The sequence below is a fragment of the Blautia sp. AF19-13LB genome, assembly GCF_003479105.1.
Taxonomy (GTDB): Bacteria; Bacillota; Clostridia; order Lachnospirales; family Lachnospiraceae; genus Fusicatenibacter; species Fusicatenibacter saccharivorans.
The window spans coordinates 145,003-165,947 of sequence record NZ_QUGO01000002.1 but is presented as its reverse complement, the minus strand read 5'-3'; the positions used below and the strand labels follow the sequence as shown (position 1 = coordinate 165,947).

Annotated in this window: 15 protein-coding genes and 1 riboswitch; of the genes, 12 read left to right on the top strand and 3 right to left on the bottom strand. The window is 50.1% G+C overall.

Going from position 1 to position 20,945, the window contains the following annotated elements:
- The first annotated feature begins 51 nt into the window (after positions 1–51).
- From DWX32_RS02995 to DWX32_RS02985, 3 genes are all read left to right on the top strand, one after another.
- Positions 52–1,761, top strand: coding sequence for an acetyl-CoA carboxylase carboxyltransferase subunit alpha (locus tag DWX32_RS02995; RefSeq protein ID WP_118659232.1), 1,710 nt, complete (start codon positions 52–54; stop codon positions 1,759–1,761).
- A gap of 801 nt (positions 1,762–2,562) precedes the next feature.
- A riboswitch (cobalamin riboswitch) is annotated at positions 2,563–2,756 on the top strand.
- A gap of 294 nt (positions 2,757–3,050) precedes the next feature.
- Positions 3,051–4,355, top strand: coding sequence for a sirohydrochlorin cobaltochelatase (locus DWX32_RS02990; RefSeq protein WP_117509530.1), 1,305 nt, complete (start codon positions 3,051–3,053; stop codon positions 4,353–4,355).
- A 139-nt stretch (positions 4,356–4,494) separates the two neighbouring features.
- Positions 4,495–5,106: a hypothetical protein gene (locus tag DWX32_RS02985; RefSeq protein ID WP_022462174.1), complete on the top strand. Its 612-nt coding sequence runs from the start codon at positions 4,495–4,497 to the stop codon at positions 5,104–5,106.
- 112 nt (positions 5,107–5,218) lie between these two features.
- On the opposite strand, the gene DWX32_RS02980 is transcribed toward DWX32_RS02985, so the two are convergent.
- Positions 5,219–5,677, bottom strand: a complete 459-nt coding sequence (locus DWX32_RS02980) for a DUF2798 domain-containing protein (protein ID WP_022462175.1) — start codon at positions 5,675–5,677, stop codon at positions 5,219–5,221.
- A 359-nt stretch (positions 5,678–6,036) separates the two neighbouring features.
- Here DWX32_RS02980 and DWX32_RS02975 point away from each other — a divergent pair, with 359 nt between their 5' ends.
- Positions 6,037–6,861: a TrmH family RNA methyltransferase gene (locus DWX32_RS02975; RefSeq protein WP_118659288.1), complete on the top strand. Its 825-nt coding sequence runs from the start codon at positions 6,037–6,039 to the stop codon at positions 6,859–6,861.
- Positions 6,862–6,952: 91 nt separating this feature from the next.
- Here the strand turns inward: DWX32_RS02975 and DWX32_RS02970 are convergent, their stop codons facing one another.
- On the bottom strand, positions 6,953–7,828 hold the full coding sequence (locus DWX32_RS02970; RefSeq protein ID WP_158576293.1) for an AraC family transcriptional regulator: 876 nt from the start codon (positions 7,826–7,828) through the stop codon (positions 6,953–6,955).
- Positions 7,829–8,026: 198 nt separating this feature from the next.
- Here DWX32_RS02970 and DWX32_RS02965 point away from each other — a divergent pair, with 198 nt between their 5' ends.
- Entirely contained in the window at positions 8,027–9,571 is a 1,545-nt protein-coding gene (locus tag DWX32_RS02965) for an alpha-amylase family glycosyl hydrolase (protein ID WP_118659230.1), read from the top strand.
- Between the two features lie 58 nt (positions 9,572–9,629).
- On the opposite strand, the gene DWX32_RS02960 is transcribed toward DWX32_RS02965, so the two are convergent.
- Complete coding sequence (locus DWX32_RS02960; RefSeq protein ID WP_118659229.1) at positions 9,630–11,681, bottom strand: HelD family protein; 2,052 nt, start codon at positions 11,679–11,681, stop codon at positions 9,630–9,632.
- Positions 11,682–11,817: 136 nt separating this feature from the next.
- On the opposite strand from DWX32_RS02960, the gene sigK reads away from it, so the two are divergent.
- The 7 genes from sigK to groL all read left to right on the top strand — a co-directional run bounded on the left by sigK (position 11,818) and on the right by groL (position 20,861).
- Positions 11,818–12,444 carry an RNA polymerase sporulation sigma factor SigK gene (sigK, locus tag DWX32_RS02955; RefSeq protein ID WP_022462180.1) on the top strand — a complete coding sequence of 209 codons (627 nt, stop codon included), beginning with the start codon at positions 11,818–11,820 and terminating at the stop codon, positions 12,442–12,444.
- A 195-nt stretch (positions 12,445–12,639) separates the two neighbouring features.
- Complete coding sequence (locus DWX32_RS02950; protein WP_117509525.1) at positions 12,640–14,163, top strand: YifB family Mg chelatase-like AAA ATPase; 1,524 nt, start codon at positions 12,640–12,642, stop codon at positions 14,161–14,163.
- Positions 14,164–14,166: 3 nt separating this feature from the next.
- Complete coding sequence (gene dprA, locus DWX32_RS02945) at positions 14,167–15,036, top strand: DNA-processing protein DprA (protein ID WP_118659228.1); 870 nt, start codon at positions 14,167–14,169, stop codon at positions 15,034–15,036.
- A 367-nt stretch (positions 15,037–15,403) separates the two neighbouring features.
- Entirely contained in the window at positions 15,404–17,485 is a 2,082-nt protein-coding gene (topA, locus tag DWX32_RS02940; protein WP_055227381.1) for a type I DNA topoisomerase, read from the top strand.
- A gap of 260 nt (positions 17,486–17,745) precedes the next feature.
- Positions 17,746–18,567, top strand: a complete 822-nt coding sequence (gene codY, locus DWX32_RS02930) for a GTP-sensing pleiotropic transcriptional regulator CodY (protein WP_022462184.1) — start codon at positions 17,746–17,748, stop codon at positions 18,565–18,567.
- Positions 18,568–18,914: 347 nt separating this feature from the next.
- Entirely contained in the window at positions 18,915–19,199 is a 285-nt protein-coding gene (gene groES / locus DWX32_RS02925; RefSeq protein ID WP_022462185.1) for a co-chaperone GroES, read from the top strand.
- A 36-nt stretch (positions 19,200–19,235) separates the two neighbouring features.
- Positions 19,236–20,861 carry a chaperonin GroEL gene (gene groL, locus DWX32_RS02920; protein WP_022462186.1) on the top strand — a complete coding sequence of 542 codons (1,626 nt, stop codon included), beginning with the start codon at positions 19,236–19,238 and terminating at the stop codon, positions 20,859–20,861.
- Positions 20,862–20,945 lie beyond the last annotated feature (84 nt).

Genomic DNA, 20,945 nt, shown 5'->3' with positions numbered 1-20,945 from the left:
GTTATGGTGACAATAGAGTGAAAGTGTTATGACGTAAGGAGTGATGGTGGTATGATGCTGGGTAAGTATTTTAAGAAGACGGTGTTTCGGAAGGAGCACACGGCGGATGGGGTGGTGCCGGAGGCACCGCAGGGGATTTTGAAGAAGTGTAATGCTTGTAAGGGGGCTATTTTTACGGAGGATGTGAAGAGGAATCTTTATATTTGTCCGAAGTGTGGGAATTATTTTCGGGTGCATGCGTATCGGAGGATTGAGTTTCTTCTGGATGATGGGAGTTTTGAGGAATGGGATCAGGGGATGACGGCGGGGAATCCGCTGGGGTTTCCGGGGTATGAAGAGAAGGTGAGGGCTCTGCAGGAGAGAACAGGACTTACGGAGGCTGTTGTGACTGGTAAGGGACAGATCAACGGGATGGAGACGGTGATCGGGGTCTGTGATGGCAGGTTTATGATGGCCAGTATGGGTGAGGCTGTTGGGGAGAAGATTACGCGGGCGGTGGAGAGGGCGACGAAGCTCTCGCTGCCGGTGATTTTGTTTGCGTGCTCGGGAGGGGCGCGGATGCAGGAGGGGATTGTTTCTCTGATGCAGATGGCGAAGACGTCGGCGGCGCTGAAAAGACACAGTGATGCGGGGCTTTTGTATGTGAGTGTGCTGACGGACCCGACGACGGGCGGCGTGACGGCGAGCTGGGCGATGCTGGGGGATATTATTCTGGCGGAGCCGCATGCGCTGATCGGGTTTGCGGGACCGAGGGTTATTGAGCAGACAATAGGACAGAAACTGCCGAAAGGATTCCAGCGGGCGGAGTTTCTGGTGGAGCATGGGTTTGTGGATCGGATTCTGCCAAGAGAAGAGGCGAAAGAGGTGCTGTCGGAGATTCTGCGGATGCATGGGAAAGATATCGAAGTTTCCTCGGAAGTGCTGACTTTGGGGGATGGAGACGTGAAGCGGTCTTTGGCAGCACCAGAAACGGGAGAGAAAACATCGGCTTGGGACTGTGTGCAGAAAGCGCGGAAAAAGGACCGACCGGTGGGAGAAGATTATATTCGGGAGCTGTTTCCTGATTTTATTGAGTTTCATGGTGATCGACTGTATGGCGATGATGCGGCGATCATCGGCGGTATTGCATCGTTTGACGGCACACCGGTCACGGTCATCGCCGAGGCGAAAGGCGCGGATACGAAAGAAAACATCCGCCGCAATTTCGGCATGCCGTCCCCGGAGGGCTACCGCAAAGCCCTGCGTCTGATGAAACAGGCCGAAAAATTCCACAGGCCTGTTATCTGTCTCGTAGACACCCCAGGCGCCTTCTGCGGAATGGAAGCCGAAGAACGCGGCCAGGGCGAGGCGATTGCGCGGAACCTGTATGAAATGTCAGCGTTAAAAACGCCGGTTCTTTCTATTGTCATTTCAGAAGGCGGCAGCGGCGGTGCACTGGCACTCGCCGTGGCGGATGAAGTGTGGATGATGCAGAATGCCATCTACTCCATCCTGTCGCCGGAGGGATTTGCAAGCATCCTGTGGAAAGACGGCAAACGCGCGCCGGAGGCCGCCGAGGTGATGAAGCTGACGGCGGGGGATTTGAAGGAACTGGGAATTGTAGAAGAGATTGTGGAAGAGCCGGGGGAGTTTACGGTGGACACAATGCCAGTGGTGTGTGAAGAATTGAGAGGCAAAATTCTGAAATTCCTGGAAAAGTATGAGAAGATGGATGGGGAAGAACTGGTAGAGGAGAGGTATCGGAGATTTCGGGATATGTGAAAAGAAGATTTTGACATATTCTGAAATGCATGATATTATGATATTGAAAAGAGTGCTACCGATAGACGGTTAGTCCATATTTATTGGTTTATGTAAAAATAGTCGCCAAAGTTTGCAGGACTGGGCGGCTATTTTTGTGATTTCGCAGTATCTTTGCCGAAGTTGTATCCAAGGCTAAAGCAGGTTAAGCCGAAACTTACAACTGCTATGAAGTCGATAATACTCATGGCTTAGCCCTCCTTTCCAAGGAATTCCCATATAAAGGGTTTCTATGTAATCGGAGAGTCACAGTCCCTCCGTAGAAGGACTAACCGCCTACCGTTATGGCAGCACCCGTATATTGAGTATAACAGTTTCTTGTAGTCCATTCAACAAAAATATGATTGAAATGCAGAATAAAAATATACGGATTTTAGATATACAAAATAAATAGAGGATTTGAAGGGAGGAATAACTAATTGACGTTGGCGGAATTTATGGTAAGATAAAAGGGCAGGATACAAATACCGAGGATATTCTGCGAGTTCAGACTTAGGTCTGTGAGTTGAAAAACATTTTTGGATAAGTGTTAGACAAAAAGCATTAGAAAATATTCTAGTGCTTTTTATTTTAGTATTTATGTTATACAACAATGTAAACTTTACATTATTGTATAAGTATAAAAATATAATTTGTATTGTGTCCACGATGAACGTCGCGGATGTGGTATATGAAATGGAAAATGGCCGGATTTCCTGATTTTACGGCACTTGACAGAGAAAAGATGATGTGCTACACTAACAGTCGTTAAAGAAAAGACAATTAAATATCGATGTGTAAGGTGTCGGACATACGTGTCCGGTGAAAAGGGAAGCAGGTGTGAATCCTGCACGAACTCGTCACCGTATTTTGCAAGCAGGGGAATGATCCACTGGGAAACCGGGAAGGAGACCGATGCGCTGGAGTCAAATCCTGAAGCAATGAGCCGGGAGACCTGCCTTTCGCAGTACAGGAACGTTACGTTCGTGCCACGAGGAACTGGCAGTACAAAACAGGAAAGCGGACATTTGCCCCACAGCGGGTGAGATGGTTTTCTTTGTGATAAAAATACTGGAAGCCCCTCGTTGAAAAACGAAAGGGCTTCTTTCTATTTACGCGGGCAACGAGCCAAAGTCCGTGCTTGCACGAGACCTTAGCGACTGCCGCGATAACTTGAGAAACTCGCGGAGCGTGTTTCTCATAGTTTGAAATGTAAAACGTCCCCGATATTGGTTGTTGCAAAGATACCAGCAAATGGGAGGAAAACAAAAATGAAAAAGAAACTTGTAGTCGCTTTAATTTCAGCAGCTATGGTAACATCTATGCTCGGCGCATGCGGAAGCAGCAACGCATCCAGCAGCAGCGCAAGCAGCACAGCAACAAGCAGCGTAAGTGCATCTTCCGCATCTGAGGAAGACACCACAGCAGCAAGCAGCAGCGTAAGCGCATCTTCTGCATCTGAAGAGGTATCCGCAGATGCAGACCAGGAGGCAGCAGATAAAGTGGCAGCTTTGATTGACGCAATTTATGTACAGGAAAGAAATGATAACACCGACGAGCAGTGCAAAGAAGCAAAAGAGGCATGGGATGCCCTGACAGACGCACAGAAAGAACTCGTAGAAGGTGAGAACGCAGATCCGGATTACTTCGGAAGAGACACAGGGGATGCTTCCAAGGATGATCCGTTAAACGGAGACGAGATCGGCGAGAATGAGCTTCTGGTTGTAAGCTTTGGTACTTCCTTCAACGACAGCCGTGCTGAGGATATCGGAGGCGTTGAGAAAGCTCTGCAGGCTGCATATCCGGACTGGTCCGTAAGACGTGCCTTCACTGCACAGATCATCATCAACCATGTACAGGCCCGCGATGACGAGAAGATCGACAACGTAGATCAGGCACTGGAAAGAGCTGTAAGCAATGGCGTGAAAAAACTGATTATTCAGCCGACTCATCTGATGCACGGCGCAGAGTACGACGAGCTGAAAGAAGCAGTAGATAGCTATAAAGATAAATTTGAGTCCGTAACCATCGCAGAGCCGCTGCTTGGCGAGGTTGGAAGTGACGCTACCGTAATCAACGAGGACAAACAGGCCGTTGCAGAAGCAATCACGGCACAGGCAGTAAAATCTGCAAATTATGACAGTCTGGATGCAGCAGCAGAGGACGGCACTGCTTTCGTATTTATGGGACATGGTACTTCCCACACTGCAAATGTAACCTACAGCCAGATGCAGACACAGATGGATACTCTTGGATACAAAAACGTATTCATCGGAACCGTTGAGGGCAAGCCGGAAGAGACCGCTTGCGAGAACGTGATCGAGGCAGTAAAAGCAGCCGGATACAAGAAAGTAATTCTTCGGCCGCTGATGGTTGTTGCAGGTGACCACGCAAACAACGATATGGCAGGCGAGGATGAGGATTCCTGGAAGAGCCAGTTTGAGGCATCCGGTGCATTCGACGAGATCGACACTCAGATCGAAGGTCTTGGAAGAATTGATGCTGTTGAGCAGCTGTATGTACAGCATACCAAGGCAGCTATGGACGGCAACGGCGTTCAGGACGATGCTGAATAATTAGGGGTTGCATTCCGAACGTAAAATAGAGTAAAATAAGATCCGGCAGTACGGCTGAAGAGACTCAGTGTGCTGTCGGATTTTAAGTTGAGCGGATGAAAAAGATCCGCTTCAAGGTGATACAAGGAGGAATTTTATTATGAGAAAAAAATTGGCAGTTCTTTTTCTTGGAGCAGCACTGACTGTATCCATGCTCGGCGCATGTGGCGGAAAGGATGCAGCGTCATCTTCTGCATCTGCAGTATCTGCGTCTTCTGCGGCAGACGCATCTTCCGCTTCTGTACAGGATGCATCTAAGGCAGAGAGCAGTACATCCACATCAGATGTTTCAGCAGAAAGCGCATCGGCAGCGGAGACTGCAGGAGAAAGCAGCGCATCAGAGCTGGAAGACGGTACGTATACGGCAGACTTCAATACAGACAGCAATATGTTCCATGTCAATGAAGCAAAAGAAGGAAAGGGTGTCCTGACGGTAAAAGACGGAAAAATGACCATCCACGTCAGCCTGGTATCCAAAAACATTGTCAATGTCTTTGTGGGAACAAAAGAAGAAGCACAGGCAGACGGCGCAGAGCTGATCGAGCCGACCACAGATGAGGTAACGTATTCTGACGGAACCACAGATGAAGTGTACGGCTTTGATATCCCGGTAGAAAAACTGGACGAGGATTTCAATGTTGCGATCATTGGTAAAAAAGGAACCTGGTATGATCATGTAGTCAGCGTATCCAATCCGGTACCGCAGGAGTAATCCCGGAAGAAAACAAAAGATATCCACAGAAGGCGAACCATTTTGCACCGTCTGTCCACAGAAATTGTGGAAAGAGAGGGGAAAAGCGGTTCGCCTTTGTGGATATCTTTTCTTATTTTTCCGGAAACAGTTTGCGGAACAGAAAACGGATGAAGGGTCCGCAGTACATGAGCTGCCAGAAGAAGGCAACCGGGAAATTTAAGAACGTGGTCTGAAGCCAGACAGCGACAAATTCCTTTCCTGCATTTTTAAACAGCAGTGTTGCAATAAAACTCATAATCGGACACATAATAGCAATAATCATAATGGAAATTGCCAGCGTGATTACGATCGGACGATCCTGCGGTGTTACCATGCAAAAAGCTAATTTGTGAGCCAGATGATCCACGAGGAAAAACTCGAGGATAAAAGCGGCCGGCCACATGATTATCATCTCGTGAAACGCCATCAGAAAGACCTGATTTGTCATTCCGCCGATGTTCATGGAAATGTTGTAGCAGATCATGGCATAGACCATCAGAAAGGACATCATGAGGGTAAATACAACGTTTTGAAATTTTGTTTTTGGCATCGATTGTTCTCCTTTTCTTTGCAATTTTGAAAAATGGGCGCAAAAAAGACACATGTGTTGTTCGTTAACCAAGCAATGCACTTGTGCCGTTTCCAATCTGATACCAATCTTTTCTGCAGTTTTTAATTTTGAACCGTCGATTATTATAACGTCTCCGGCGGCGTTTGGCAAGAGGAAATTGAGAAATTTTAAAAAAAGACAGATAAACAAGAAAATTCGATGCGTGCTGGAAGCACGGTTTGGCGAATGGTGCGGGGAACGGCACCGGCGGGAAAAAGAATGGATTGCGAAACGGGAGCGGGATTGCTACAATAGAACATAGTGAAAACAAAGAGAAAACGCAAAAGGAAATCAATATTATGTCAGAGATCAGAAAAATCGAAAACTTTGCGGCGCCGGAGCTCGACGTGTATGCGCGTCTTTCAGAACCGCAGTTATTGCACTATTATGAACCGCAGCCAGGCCTTTTTCTTGCGGAGAGTCCGCGTGTCATCGAGCGTGCGCTGGATGCCGGATATGAACCGGTTTCGTTCCTTGCCGGAAGCGCAGAGCTTGCCGCAAACGAAGCACTCTTTGCGCACTGCCCGAACGCGCCGGTCTATACAGCAGAGACGAAGGTGCTGGAACAGCTCACAGGCTTTGCCCTCACGCGCGGCATGCTCTGCGCGATGCACCGCCGCACGCTTCCGGCTATGGAGGAAATCTGCCGGAATGCCCGCCGCGTGGCGATTCTGGAAAATGTCGTGAACCCGACGAATGTCGGTGCGATTTTCCGTTCCGCCGCCGCGCTTGGCATCGATGCCGTGCTCCTCACATCAGGCTGCAGCAACCCGCTGTACCGCCGCGCCATCCGCGTGAGCATGGGAAATGTCTTCCAGGTCCCGTGGACCGTGCTGCCAGGCGGCAGTTACTGGCCGGAGCAGGGAATTGCTTCACTGCAGGAACTTGGATTTTATACCGTTGCGATGGCATTAAAAGAAGACTCCGTTCCGATGGATGATCCGTCGTTAAAAACGCATGAAAAGCTCGCCATTCTGCTCGGAACCGAGGGTGACGGACTGGCAAGTGATACGATCGCTGAAACAGATGCAACCGTGCTGATTCCGATGACACACGGTGTGGATTCACTGAACGTCGCTGCGGCGAGCGCTGTCGCATTCTGGGAGCTGGCGGGAAGAAGATAAAGATGTTCCGTCGGTACCGGAGATTACGGAATAAAAATAGGATCAGAGATAGATTTTCGGGATGCATATTTTGATGCATCCCTTTTTGAATTTACGGATTTTGAAATTCCTTCCGATACATCTGCGGCGTACATCCCACTTTGTTTCGGAACTGCCGGTTGAAGTTGGAAAGGTTGCGGAAACCATTGTCGTACGCGATTTCGGACACACTCCGCGTCGTACTGCGCAGCGCCTCGCAGGCGGCTTTGATCCGAAGCTGTGTCAGATATTCAACGGCCCCGAGTCCGAAGGTCTGCTTAAAACAGCTCATAAAATAGCTTTTGCTCAAATGCGACAGCCTGGCAAGTTCCTCTATGGTAATCGGGTCGGCGAAGTGCTCCTGGATATAGGCGAGCACAGGCCGCAGGTTTTCAGCAGCCGCAGGCATGGCGGGACGATCGGTGCAGAGTTCCGGCGATGCGGCGAGCAGATAGAAGAAGCGGAGCAGCTCACTTTTCAGCAGAAGATCGGAGACAGCAGAGTTTTCACGGATGCAGCGGAAAATCTGATGGACGGATGCAGAAAGTGCAGCATAACCGGAATGTTCGGGTGAAATCGGTGCCTGGATGCGGCGCCGGGCGGAGAAAAACGGCTGCAGAATTTCCGTGTAGCTGCGGTCGTCATACCCGCCGATCAGCATATTCTGGTGGAAAACAATCGTATCATAAAACATCGACTCCTGCTCGGCGGGCAGAATGGCATGTACGAGGTTCGGCTGAATCAGAAAAATATCACCGGCATGCGCCGTAAGCAGACGGTCCTCATACTGAAAATACCCCGTTCCGCGTTTGATATAATTCAGCTCCATCTCCCCGTGCCAGTGCAGCGGTACGCCGGGAAAATAGTCGGGCATCCGGCAGTCATAATAACTGTAGGGAACCTGCATGGAGCCGTGCTGGCGTTTTTCTTTCGCAGCAGAAAGCATCATAAAATCCTCCTCCAAAAAGCATGTGCGTAAAATGCCGGAAATGGCAGAGCGCGGCATGCATAAAATCATAGAATAGTATTAGAATGAAATAGGAAATTACTGGTATTTCAGCGGATACAGTAGTAATATATCATATAGAAACACTTGCTGCAACGACGAAAATACAGCAGAAATAAGAGCGAAAGAGGAAAAGAAAAAATGTCAAAATGGTTAGATAACGCAGTATTTTATGAGATTTACCCGCAGTCCTTCAACGACACCAACGCCGACGGAATCGGAGATTTCCAGGGTATCATTGAAAAATTAGACTACATCAAGGAGCTGGGCTGCAACGCCATCTGGATCAACCCGTGCTTCCTGTCCCCATTCGGTGATGCAGGATACGATGTCGCAGATTACTGCCGCGTTGCACCGCGCTACGGAACGAATGAGGATCTGAAGAGAGTTTTCGAAGAAGCACACAAACGTGACATGCACGTTCTGCTCGACCTGGTTCCGGGCCATACATCTGTTGAGCATCCATGGTTCAAAGAATCCATGAAAGCAGACCGCAATGAATTTACAGACCGCTACGTATGGACCAATAACGTATGGGAAGCACCGGAAGGAATGGGAAGCCTGCGCGGCATTTCCGAGCGTGACGGCGCCTGCGCCATCAACTTCTTCTCCAACCAGCCGGCCCTGAACTACGGCTTTTATCAGCCGGATCCGGAAAAACCGTGGCAGCAGTCCTTTGATGATGAGGGACCGCAGGCAACGCTGGCAGCGATGGAAGATGTCATGAGATTCTGGCTGAACATGGGCTGCGACGGCTTCCGTGTCGATATGGCGGGCTCCCTGGTAAAGAACGATCAGGAAGGCAAAGGAACCATCCGCCTGTGGCAGCAGGTACGGAAATTCCTGGACGCCGAGTTCCCGGATGCAGCCATGGTATCCGAGTGGGGCGAGCCGGACAAATCCTTACAGGGCGGCTTCCACATGGACTTCCTGCTTCACTTTGGACCGTCCCATTACAACGATCTGTTCCGCTGCGATGAGCCATTCTTCTCCAAACGCGGAAAAGGAGATATCTCTGAGTTTGTAGAGACCTACAAAACCAACTACAATAAGACCGCACAGAAAGGCCTGATCTGCATCCCGTCCGGAAACCATGATATGGACCGTCTGGCACGCCGTCTGCAGGGGGATGAGCTGAAAATTGCTTTCGCTTTCCTTCTTTCCATGCCAGGTGCGCCGTTCATCTACTACGGTGATGAAATCGGTATGCGCTACGTCGAAGGCCTGAAATCCGTTGAGGGTGGATACAACCGCACCAGTTCCCGTTCTCCGATGCAGTGGGATGACAGCACCAACGCAGGATTCTCCAGCGCACCGGCCAGTGACCTCTACATCACCATGGACCCGGGCAAAGACCGTCCGACCGCCAAAGCACAGATGGCCGATCCGGATTCCCTGTACCACGAAGTTAAAAAACTCATCCAGATCCGCCAGAGCAGCAAAGCACTCTTAAGCCGCGGAACCATCGAGTTCGTTTATGCAGAGAAAAACCAGTATCCGCTGGCATACGTCCGTGAGGCTGAGGGTGAAAAAGTCCTCGTTATCATCAACCCATCCGACAAAGAGCAGTCCTTCCCATACAGTGCAGAGCTGAAGGATGCCCTCTACACGATCGGAGGAAAAGCAGAATCCAAAGACGGAACCATCACCATCCCGGCACAGTCCGCAGGATTCTATCATATCTGATCGAAAATAAAAATGACAGGGAGATCCAATCGAATTTTTTCGGAGGATCTCCCTGTTTTTAAATATGATACACTCTCAGCTCATGCAATGCCCTGGTCGCTGCAATATACTGCGCCTGCATCATTATCTCCCGTTTCTCGTCCTTCGGGAAAATAGAGAACACCTGATCAAACTCCAGCCCTTTCGCCAGATAAAATGTGGTAACCGTCAGTCCTTTCTTAAAACTGGAGCTGTCACGGTTCAGCCAAGAAAGCCGCTTCCCGCAGTCAAAATCTTTTTCTGCCAGAATCTCCCGCAAAATCAAATAAGCCCGTTCCGCCGTCTTCTCATCCGGTACAATCACCGCCGCCGTCTCATACGTTTTCTCATCTGGAAACAGCGTATCCACTGCCTCCCGCAGAGCCGCCTCAAGATCCGTGACATCCCGTTCCAACACCGGCATTCCGTGCCGTTCAAACAGCTCCAGATCCGTCACGCCAATGAGATTTGCCGCATACGACGCAATTTCCACCGTATTCCGGTAACTCTTCCGCATCTCAATCCGCCGCAGATCCTTCCCGAAAATCCCCGGTAAAAACTGCAGTACATCCTGCTGCTGATCCGCCATCGTCTGCGCCCGGTCGCCGAGAATCGTCATCTTACAGGAAAACATCCGCCGGATAATCAGATACTGGAGCCGCGAATAATCCTGCATTTCATCAATCACCAGATGCTTAATATTCGACCGCTCCGCCTGCCGCGACAGGCGGTACTTCAGATACAGAACCGGATACACATCCTCATACCGCAGTTTCCGCTTCTCCAACGGCCGCCGCGGCAGCGTCTGATATCCCTCTTTCTTCAGAAAACGATTGTAGAGAACATAAAAATCCATCGTCTCATACATCTTCCGGAATTTTTCGATGAGCGGAATCCGCTCCTCCTCCGGCAGATCCCGGTTCAGCAGCGTCTCGATCTCGTCAATAAACGTCTCCGCCACCGCATCCATCCGCGAGAGCAGCGGAATATCCGCAAACTTGTCATAAAACAGCGTAATAATCTCCGATTCTGACTTCACAAACGACTTATACGAAACGTCTGAGAAATTCATCAGCTCGTCCTCAAGCTCCAGCGCAAATCCCTCCATCTGGTCCACAAACGCCTGCGACTGTTTTAAAGCAAACCGTTCTGCGGCTTTTGGATCCCGCATCTCCCGCTCAATCTGATCACAGCGATCCTCACAGTCCGCAGCCGTGTCCTGTAATTTGCGGTAAGCAAAGAGATCAAAACTCATCTCCTGAATATTCTCCTCACCGAGCTCCGGCAGAATATGTGAAATATAATCCGAAAATACCCCGTTCGGCGATAAAATCAGAATATTCGAAGACTTCAGATTCTGTCTGTCATGATACAAAAGGTAGGCAATCCGATGCAGCGCCACCGATGTCTTGCCGCTTCCCGCCGCTCCCTGAATTACCAGAATCCGGTCCTTCGTATTGCGGATGATCGCATTCTGTTCCTTCTGAATTGTGCGGATAATATTCTTCAGCTGTACCTCGCCGTTGCTGCCAAGCTCCGCCTTTAAAATATCATCATCAATTTTCACATCACTCTCAAATCCGTAAATCATCTTTCCATCCCGGATCTTATACTGCCACTTGGAACAGATTTCCCCTGTCATCTCGCCGCCCGGCGCCAGATAGGAAGCCGGCCCGCGGTCAAAATCGTAGAAAAGACCGCTGACCGGGCTTCTCCAGTCGTAAATCAGCGGCAGCTCGCCCGGCCGCTCCGCAAAATTGCCGATGCCGATATAGAAAATTTCCGGCTCATCATCCCCGTCATAGCGGAAATCCACACGCCCGAAGAACGGAGAATCCAGCATTTTCCGGAAGCGGCTCCGCAGAAGAAGCTGCTCCTGATTCGCATTCACCTGATGCAGCAGTGCCTGCTGATTGTCGTAATCCTCATATCCGTACTGGTCCATCTCGGTATAGTTCTGCCAGTAATAATCGTGCATATTTTCAATCTCTTTCTGTCCGTCCAGCAGAGACTGGCTGATCTCGGCAAGACGCGCCTGCAGCTTTTCCAGCACAAAAGAAAGATATTCCTGTCCGTTTTTCTGGTCTGTCATAAAAGGAAACCTCCTCTTAAAAATATAATGTCGAGTGCCGGAAAACCCGGCTGATCTTATCAGTATAGCAGACAGGCACGTTTCCTGCAATTCAAACATAAAATAAAGAAAAATCCCCTTTGAGGTGCCGCTTTTCTTGGAACCCTTTTTAAAACCACTGTCTGCACAGGAAGAAAAAAGCTGTCTGGATGCGTATCAGAGGGGCGATACAAAAGCCAGAGACATTCTGGTCGAGCGGAATCTGCGCCTGGTCGCGCACGTTGTGAAAAAGTATCAGGGCCTGCCCGATGATCTCGACGATCTGATTTCCATTGGAACGATCGGACTCATCAAGGCGGTGATGACATATGATTCGAAAAAAGGAAACCGGCTGGCCGCATACGCCGCCCGCTGTATTGATAATGAGCTGCTGATGTATCTTCGGAGCAAAAAGAAAACGGCACGGGAGATTTCCCTCTACGAGCCGATCGGAACCGACAAGGAGGGAAATGAGATCCATCTGCTCGACATCGTGGAGGGCGGCGGGGAGGATATCGCGGAACAGTACAACCGGAAAGAGGACGCGGTGCGGCTGTACTGTTATCTGGATTCGGAATTAAAAGAGCAGGAAAAACAGGTGCTTCTTCTCCGGTACGGCCTTGGCGGAAAAGCAGAATACACACAGAAACAGGTCGCTGCCCGGCTCGGCATCAGCCGTTCGTACGTGTCGCGGATCGAGAAGAATGCAATTGAAAAGTTGCGGTTACGGTTTGCCGCTTCGTAAATGCTTGACATTTCAAACGGACTGCTTCTATAATAAAGGGTAAGGAAATCAGGTGCAGAAAAGGTTTCCTTATCCTTACTTTTTCGAACAAAAATCAAAGATAATATCTTCCCGGTGTTCTTGCCGGACATTTTCCCAAAATGAAAAATAAATAGGAACTATACGACCTGCTACTGAAAGAAAAGGAGGTTTTCTTTGTATTGCAGTGTATTATCAGCCACCGTCTCGGGCATGGAGATGATTCCGGTGCAGGTGGAGGCGGATGTCAGTGACGGCATGCCGCAGTTTACGATGGTCGGCTACGTGAGTGCCCAGGTAAAGGAGGCGCAGGACCGCGTGCGGACAGCCCTCAAAAACATGGGAATTTCCCTGCCTCCGAAACGAATTACGATTAATTTATCCCCGGCGGACGTCCGAAAAGAAGGATCGCGTTTCGATCTTCCGATTGCAGCGGGCGTTCTGATGACGCTCGGCCGGATTCCGCCCGGGTCACTCCGGAAAACGATGGTGCTCGGCGAACTCGGCCTTGACGGCCATGTGCAGGAGATCAGCGGTGTGTTTCCGGCAGCGGCGAAGGCGCGGGAGCTTGGATGCACAACGCTTCTTGTTCCGGCCGGAAATGCCGCGGAAGGGGGTCTGGTCGGCGGGCTTCACGTCGTTGGAATCCAGAATTTACAGGAGCTTTTGAACTACTGCTGTGAAGGGAAAATGCCGTCGCTTCCGTCTATAGAAAATCAAAAGAAGGAGGACGGAAAAGAGCCGGACTTTTCCGAAGTGCAGGGCCAGACGGCGGCGCGGCGGGCGGCGCTCATCGCTGCGGCCGGATTTCACAATCTGCTGATGCTGGGGCCGCCGGGCAGCGGAAAATCCATGATTGCAAGGCGGATTCCGACGATCATGCCTCCGATGTCTGAGGAGGAGCAGATGGAAGTAACGCGGATCTACAGCATCGCCGGAATGCTTGCCAAAGGAGAGGGTGTCCGCCGGGAGCGGCCCTTCCGTGCTCCGCATCACACGATGTCGCCGCAGGCTCTTGCAGGCGGCGGAAAACAGCCGTCCCCGGGCGAAATTACGCTGGCACACCGCGGTGTTCTCTTCCTTGATGAACTCCCGGAGATGACGCGCACAACCATTGAGATCCTGCGCCAGCCGCTCGAGGAGCACCGGATTGTGATTTCCCGTGTCAGCGGAAACTATGTGTTTCCGGCGTCATTTCTGATGGTGGCGGCAATGAACCCCTGCCCCTGCGGCTTTTACCCCGACTTATCGCGCTGTACCTGCGCACCCGGCGACATCAGCCGGTATCTCTCGAGAGTCAGCCAGCCGTTCCTCGACCGCATGGATCTCTGCGTGCAGGTGGAAGCACTTTCCTACGAGGATCTGCACGGCGAGGAGCGGTGCGAATCCTCGGCCAGGATGCGGGAAAAAGCGACGGCAGCGGCGCAAATTCAGGCGGCGCGCTACCGGCAGGAGTCGATTCATTTCAATAGCGAACTGAAAGCAGGCCAGATCGAGAAATACTGTATCCTGGAAAAGGCAGCGGAAGAGCTTTTAGAGGATGCCTTCCGCCGCCTGCGCCTCAGCGCGCGTTCCTACCACGGGATTATCCGCACCGCGCGGACAATTGCGGATCTGGACGGGGCGGTCAAAATCGGCGTGCCGCATATCAGCGAGGCGATCTGCTTTCGGAGCGCCGACAAAAGTATATGGAGGATCTGACGTATGGCGATGGAAATCTTTACAGTCGGCCGCGGGCAGGAGGGCTATCCGGAGCGGCTTATGCCGTTCGCGGACATGCCGTCCCGCCTTTTCGTGCGGGGCGCGCTGCCGGTGGATGAGCAGAAAACAGCGGCGATTGTGGGCGCGCGGATGTGTACGGCGTACGGAAAGAGCCAGGCGGCCTTTTTCGCGCAGGTGCTGGCGGCAAACGGCGTGGCGGTGATCAGCGGACTGGCGTGTGGAATCGACGCGGCGGCGCACGAGGGGGCACTGCGCGGAAAGGGAAAGACGTTTGCCGTGCTTGGCTGCGGCGTGGATATCTGCTATCCGAAACAGAATTACCCGCTGATGCGGCGGATGCTGGAGAACGGAGGCGGTGTCTTAAGCGAATTTCCGCCGGGCGCAGAGCCGCTTCCGTGGCATTTCCCGATCCGCAACCGCGTGATCAGTGCGCTGGCAGATGTCGTTCTGGTAATTGAGGCAAAAGAGAAGAGCGGCTCGCTCATTACGGCGGACTACGCGCTGGAGCAGGGAAAAACGGTATTTGCCCTGCCCGGACGGACAACGGATGCGACAAGCCGCGGCTGCAACCGCCTGATCGCGCAGGGAGCGGAAATTGCGATTTCACCCGAAACGATTCTCGAGGAGCTGGGCGTGAAAAAGGCCGGAACAAAAAGAGCCGCACCGCGTCCGCGCTATGGAAAAGAGGCGGAAATGGTTCTGAAAACACTCGCGGCAGAACCGCAGAATCTTGCACAGCTTGCCGGCAGCACCGGAATCCCGCTGCAGGAGCTGACCGGCATTCTGCTGGCACTCGAAATTGACGGCATTATTGCGGAAAATCCGCCGGGCGTGTACATGGCGTTATCGTAAAAGGGACGAGGAAAAGAAAGGTTTTGTGATATTCCGCCCGGTGCACAATTATAATAGAAGAAAAAGAAAAAAGGGGGCTCTTCTGCGCCGCGTGCATGTCTGAAAAAGGAAAAAGAAAAGAAAAAAATCAGGAAAAATCGTTAAAAAATTGAAAAAATCCTGTTATTTTGTCGGGAAACATCGAAAAATGGTACATTTTAAAAATGGAAAACACTTGCAAGAAAAAACTTTTTGGTGTATAGTCAGTGGAAGTTACGACTAATTTAGGAATTATTCTGGAATTTGTAATGATGCAGAACTATGCGATATGAAAAACGCAATATAGATCTGGACAGTTATAAAAATATGTATTCAGGAGGCATCAGAGGTGGCAAAATATCTTGTAATAGTGGAATCACCGGCAAAAGTCAAGACGGTGAAAAAGTATCTCGGGGCAAATTACGAAGTTGCAGCATCTATGGGCCATGTGCGCGATCTGCCGAAAAGCCGGCTTGGAATTGATGTAGAACATGACTTTGAACCAAAATATATCACCATCCGCGGAAAAGGAGAGCTTCTGGCATCTCTTCGAAAAGCCGCAAAAAAAGCAGATAAAGTTTATCTCGCAACTGACCCTGACCGCGAGGGAGAGGCAATTTCCTGGCATCTGTCGATTGCGCTGAATCTCGATGAGAACAAGATGCGCCGCATCACTTTCAACGAGATCACAAAATCAGCAGTCAAAGCGTCGATCAAACAGGCACGCGACATCGATATGAACCTGGTGGACGAGCAGCAGGCGCGCCGCTGCCTCGACCGTATGGTAGGTTATGAAATCAGCCCATTGTTATGGAAGAAAATCAAACGCGGACTTTCCGCCGGCCGTGTGCAGTCCGTTGCACTGCGCATCATCGGCGACCGCGAGGATGAGATCAATGCGTTCATTCCGAAAGAATACTGGACACTGGAAGCAGATCTGAAAATTCCGGGCGAGAAGAAACCGCTCGTCGCAAAATTCCACGGCAAAGGCAGTGAAAAGATGGCGATCGAGACGAAAGAGCAGCTCGATGAAATCTTAAAGGGACTGGAAAATGAGACCTTTACCGTATCCGAAGTGAAAAAAGGAGAGCGTTCCAAGAAAGCACCGCTTCCGTTCACCACGAGTACCCTGCAGCAGGAAGCATCGAAGGTGCTGAACTTCTCCACGCAGAAGACGATGCGTCTGGCGCAGCAGCTCTACGAGGGCGTGGAAGTAAAAGGAAAGGGAACGATCGCTTTGATTTCCTATCTGCGTACCGATTCTACACGAATCAGCGAGGAGGCCGATGCGGCAGCACGTTCCTTTATCCAGGAGCAGTACGGCACAAAATATACCGCAAGCGGGGACACGACGGAGAATAAAAACAGCAAGGCACAGGATGCGCACGAGGCCATCCGTCCGACCGATGTGACGAATACACCGGTAATGGTAAAAGAATCCCTGCCAAGAGATCTGTTCCGCCTGTATCAGCTGATCTGGAAACGCTTTGTGGCAAGCCGCATGCAGCCGGCCGTCTATGAGACAATTTCCGCACGGATCAATGCAGGAGAGTATCTCTTTACAGCAGCTTCCTCCCGTCTGGCATTTGATGGTTTCATGTCCGTTTACACCGATCCGGATGAGGAAAAGAAAGAGAAAAACGCCGCTGTCCGGAGCCTGGAGGCAGGAACGGAGCTGGCACTGGAAAAGATGGATCCGCAGCAGCACTTCACACAGCCGCCGGCACACTACACCGAGGCATCCCTTGTCAAAATGCTTGAGGAACTCGGCATCGGCCGTCCAAGTACGTATGCGCCGACCATCACAACGATCATCAACCGCCGTTACGTGGCAAAGGAGAACAAGAACCTTTACATGACAGAGCTCGGCGAGGTGGTCAACAACATGATGAAAGAGGCATTCCCGAGCATCGTGGATGTCAACTTTACGGCAACGATGGAAGCTCTGCTCGACAGGGTTGGAGATGGCAGTGTTCCGTGGAAGACAGTAGTCGAGAACTTCTGGCCGGATCTCTATGAGGCGGTCACAGAGGCAGAAAAGAACCTCGAAGAAGTTAAGGTAGAGGATGAGGTGACGGATGTCATCTGCGAGAACTGCGGCCGCAACATGGTGGTCAAATACGGCCCGCACGGAAAATTCCTCGCCTGCCCGGGATTCCCGGACTGCAAGAACACGAAGCCGTATCTGGAAAAGATCGGTGTTCCGTGTCCGAAGTGCGGAAAAGAAGTGATCCTGCGCAAGACGAAAAAAGGACGGAAATATTATGGATGCGAAAACAATCCGGAATGCGATTTCATGTCCTGGCAGAAACCGTCTGCCAAGAAATGCCCGCAGTGCGGCGGCTATATGCTGGAAAAAGGCAATAAGCTGGTCTGCGCGGACGAGCAGTGCGGCTATGTAGAAGCACGCGAAAAGAAAGACGAAGACTGAGAATGACAAAGCGGTCTGTACTGGTGAAAAACTGGTGCAGGCCGTTTTTTTTGCTTATCGAGGCGGAAAAACAGGAAGATCCGAAAAAATTTAGCATGAATTTTTATAAAATTTATAGTTTTCTGAAAAATATATTGATTTCCGGAAAACTACATGATAGAATGAGCTTAGTTTTAAGGGTTGTCTGAAAAAGGCATCAGTGTGCATTTTTTTCGGCGGATACGCCAAAAAAATGCAGAAAATAAAGAAAGGAGAAGAACATGAGCGTACAACTGCTGGATAAAACCAGAAAAATCAACAAACTGCTTCATAACAATCACTCCACGAAGGTCGTGTTCAACGATATCTGTGAAGTCCTGATGGAAACGTTAAGTTCCAATATCCTGGTGATCAGTAAAAAAGGAAAAGTGCTGGGCATCAGCCTTTGCCCGGGCGTGGAAGAAATTACGGAGCTGATCGAGGATAAGGTGGGCGGTTATGTCGATGCCGCATTAAACGAGCGTCTCCTCGGCGTACTCTCCACAAAAGAGAACGTCAATTTACAGACCCTCGGCTTTGAGCGGCCTGGTGTAGAGCGCTACACCGCAATTATCTGCCCGATCGAGATCGCCGGAGAACGCCTTGGTACCGTATTTATGTACCGCTGCACCCCGCAGTACGATATCGACGATATCATCGTCAGTGAGTACGGCACAACCGTTGTCGGACTGGAAATGATGCGTTCCGTCAACGAGGAAAATGTGGAGGAAAACCGCAAGGTTCAGGTGGTTAAATCCGCATTCAACACGTTGTCCTTCTCCGAACTGGAAGCCATCATCCATATCTTTGATGAACTGAACGGGGATGAGGGCATTCTGGTTGCAAGCAAAATTGCAGACCGCGTCGGCATCACAAGATCCGTCATCGTAAATGCCCTCCGCAAATTCGAGAGCGCAGGCGTCATCGAGTCCCGTTCCAGCGGTATGAAGGGAACGTATATCAAGGTATTAAATGATTATATCTTTGATGAACTCGACGAGATCAAAGCAAGAAAGAACCTGAAAGGAAAGGGCGATGCCCATCCGGACGAGGCGAAAAAATAAAAAAGTGGAATGTAGAAAAGAATCGGAGCCGTTTAAGAATGGCGCCGTTTCTTTTTGTGCAAAAAAGCATTCGTGGAGCGGAAAAAAATGGTATCATTCCCGTTTTTAGGAATAAACTATAATTAGATTCTAAAGAGAGTATAAAATATGAAAAAGTTGCCAAAATAAGAAAAAACGAGAAAATAAGAGAAATTAAGAGCTATCACGAGAAAAAAAAAGAGAATTACAAAATTCATACATTTGCGAAATGAGGTGGAAAACACTATAGTAAGAACCATCAAGTAGCACTCGAATGAACTGAGTGCTAATAAATAAAACTGAATGAAATCTTGAAGGAGGAAACATAAATGAAGTTAGTACCTTTAGGTGACAGAGTTGTATTAAAAGAGTTAAAAGCAGAGGAAACCACAAAATCCGGTATCGTACTTCCGGGACAGGCACAGGAGAAACCGCAGCAGGCTGAGGTTATCGCAGTAGGACCTGGAAAAGTAGAAGACGGCAAAGAAGTAAAAATGGAAGTTGCAGTCGGAGATCAGGTAATCTATTCCAAATATGCAGGAACCAACGTCAAACTGGAAGACGAAGAGTACATCATCGTAAAACAGGATGACATTCTGGCAGTTGTAAAATAAAGAATAATCAAGTAAAAATCAGGAGGCATGACAATCATGGCAAAAGAGATTAAATATGGAGCAGAGGCAAGAAACGCTCTTCAGAATGGTGTAAACCAGCTTGCAGATACCGTACGTGTAACCCTTGGACCGAAAGGAAGAAACGTTGTTCTGGACAAACAGTACGGCGCTCCGCTCATCACAAACGATGGTGTTACGATTGCAAAAGAGATCGAGCTGGCAGACGGCTTTGAAAACATGGGCGCACAGCTCATCAAAGAAGTTGCTGCAAAGACCAACGACGTAGCAGGTGATGGTACCACAACCGCAACCGTTCTGGCACAGGCTATGGTAAACGAAGGAATGAAAAACCTGGCAGCAGGCGCTAACCCGATCGTTCTTCGTAAGGGAATGAAGAAAGCAACCGATAAAGCTGTTCAGATCCTTGCAGAGATGAGCCAGCCGGTAGCAGGCAAAGAGCAGATTGCAAAAGTTGCAGCTGTTTCTTCCGGAAGCGAAGAAGTAGGCCAGATGGTAGCTGACGCTATGGAAAAAGTTTCCAAAGACGGCGTTATCACCATCGAGGAGTCCAAGACCATGCAGAACGAGCTGGAGCTGGTAGAAGGTATGCAGTTCGACCGTGGATATATCTCCGCTTACATGTGCACCGATATGGAGAAAATGGAAGCCGTTCTCGACAATCCATATATCCTGATTACCGATAAGAAACTGTCCAACATTCAGGAAGTTCTTCCGCTGCTGGAGCAGATCGTACAGAGCGGCGCAAGACTGCTGATCATCGCTGAGGACGTAGAGGGCGAGGCTCTCCAGACACTCGTGATCAACAAACTGCGCGGAACCTTCAACGTAGTAGCTGTCAAAGCACCGGGATACGGCGACAGAAGAAAAGCAATGCTCGAGGATATCGCAATCCTGACCGGCGGCCAGGTGATCTCCGAGGAAGTTGGTCTGGAATTAAAAGACGCTACTCTGGAAATGCTCGGACGTGCAAAATCTGTTAAAGTTCAGAAAGAGAACACCGTTATCGTTGACGGTGCCGGCGCAAAAGATGCCATCGCAGCAAGAATCGGCCAGATCAGATCCCAGATCGAGGAGACCACTTCTGAGTTCGATAAAGAGAAACTGCAGGAGAGACTGGCAAAAATGGCAGGCGGCGTAGCTGTGATCCGTGTAGGTGCAGCAACCGAGACCGAGATGAAAGAAGAAAAACTCCGTATGGAGGATGCTTTAAATGCAACGAGAGCAGCCGTAGAAGAGGGTATCATCGCAGGCGGCGGTTCTGCATACATCCATGTAACAACACAGCTTGCAGAGCTGATTGACAGCTTGGACGGCGACGAGAAGATCGGTGCAAGAATCGTACAGAAAGCACTTGAGGCTCCTCTGTTCCACATCGTAACAAACGCAGGTCTGGAAGGCGCTGTTGTTATCAACAAAGTAAAAGAGTCCAAAGTAGGTGTTGGATTTGATGCATACAACGAAGAGTATGTAGACATGATCCAGGCTGGTATCCTTGATCCGGTTAAGGTTACCAGAAGCGCACTGCAGAACGCTACCAGCGTTTCCGCAACCCTGCTGACCACCGAGTCCGTAGTTTCCACCATCAAAGAGCCGGCTCCGGCTATGCCGGCAGGCGCAGACGGCGGAATGGGAATGATGTAATTTCCGGGATAAAAATGTCTGGTAAAACAAAATAAGAAAACCGGCTGGCAAAGACCGTAGCGGAACATGGGTTCCGAAGTCCTG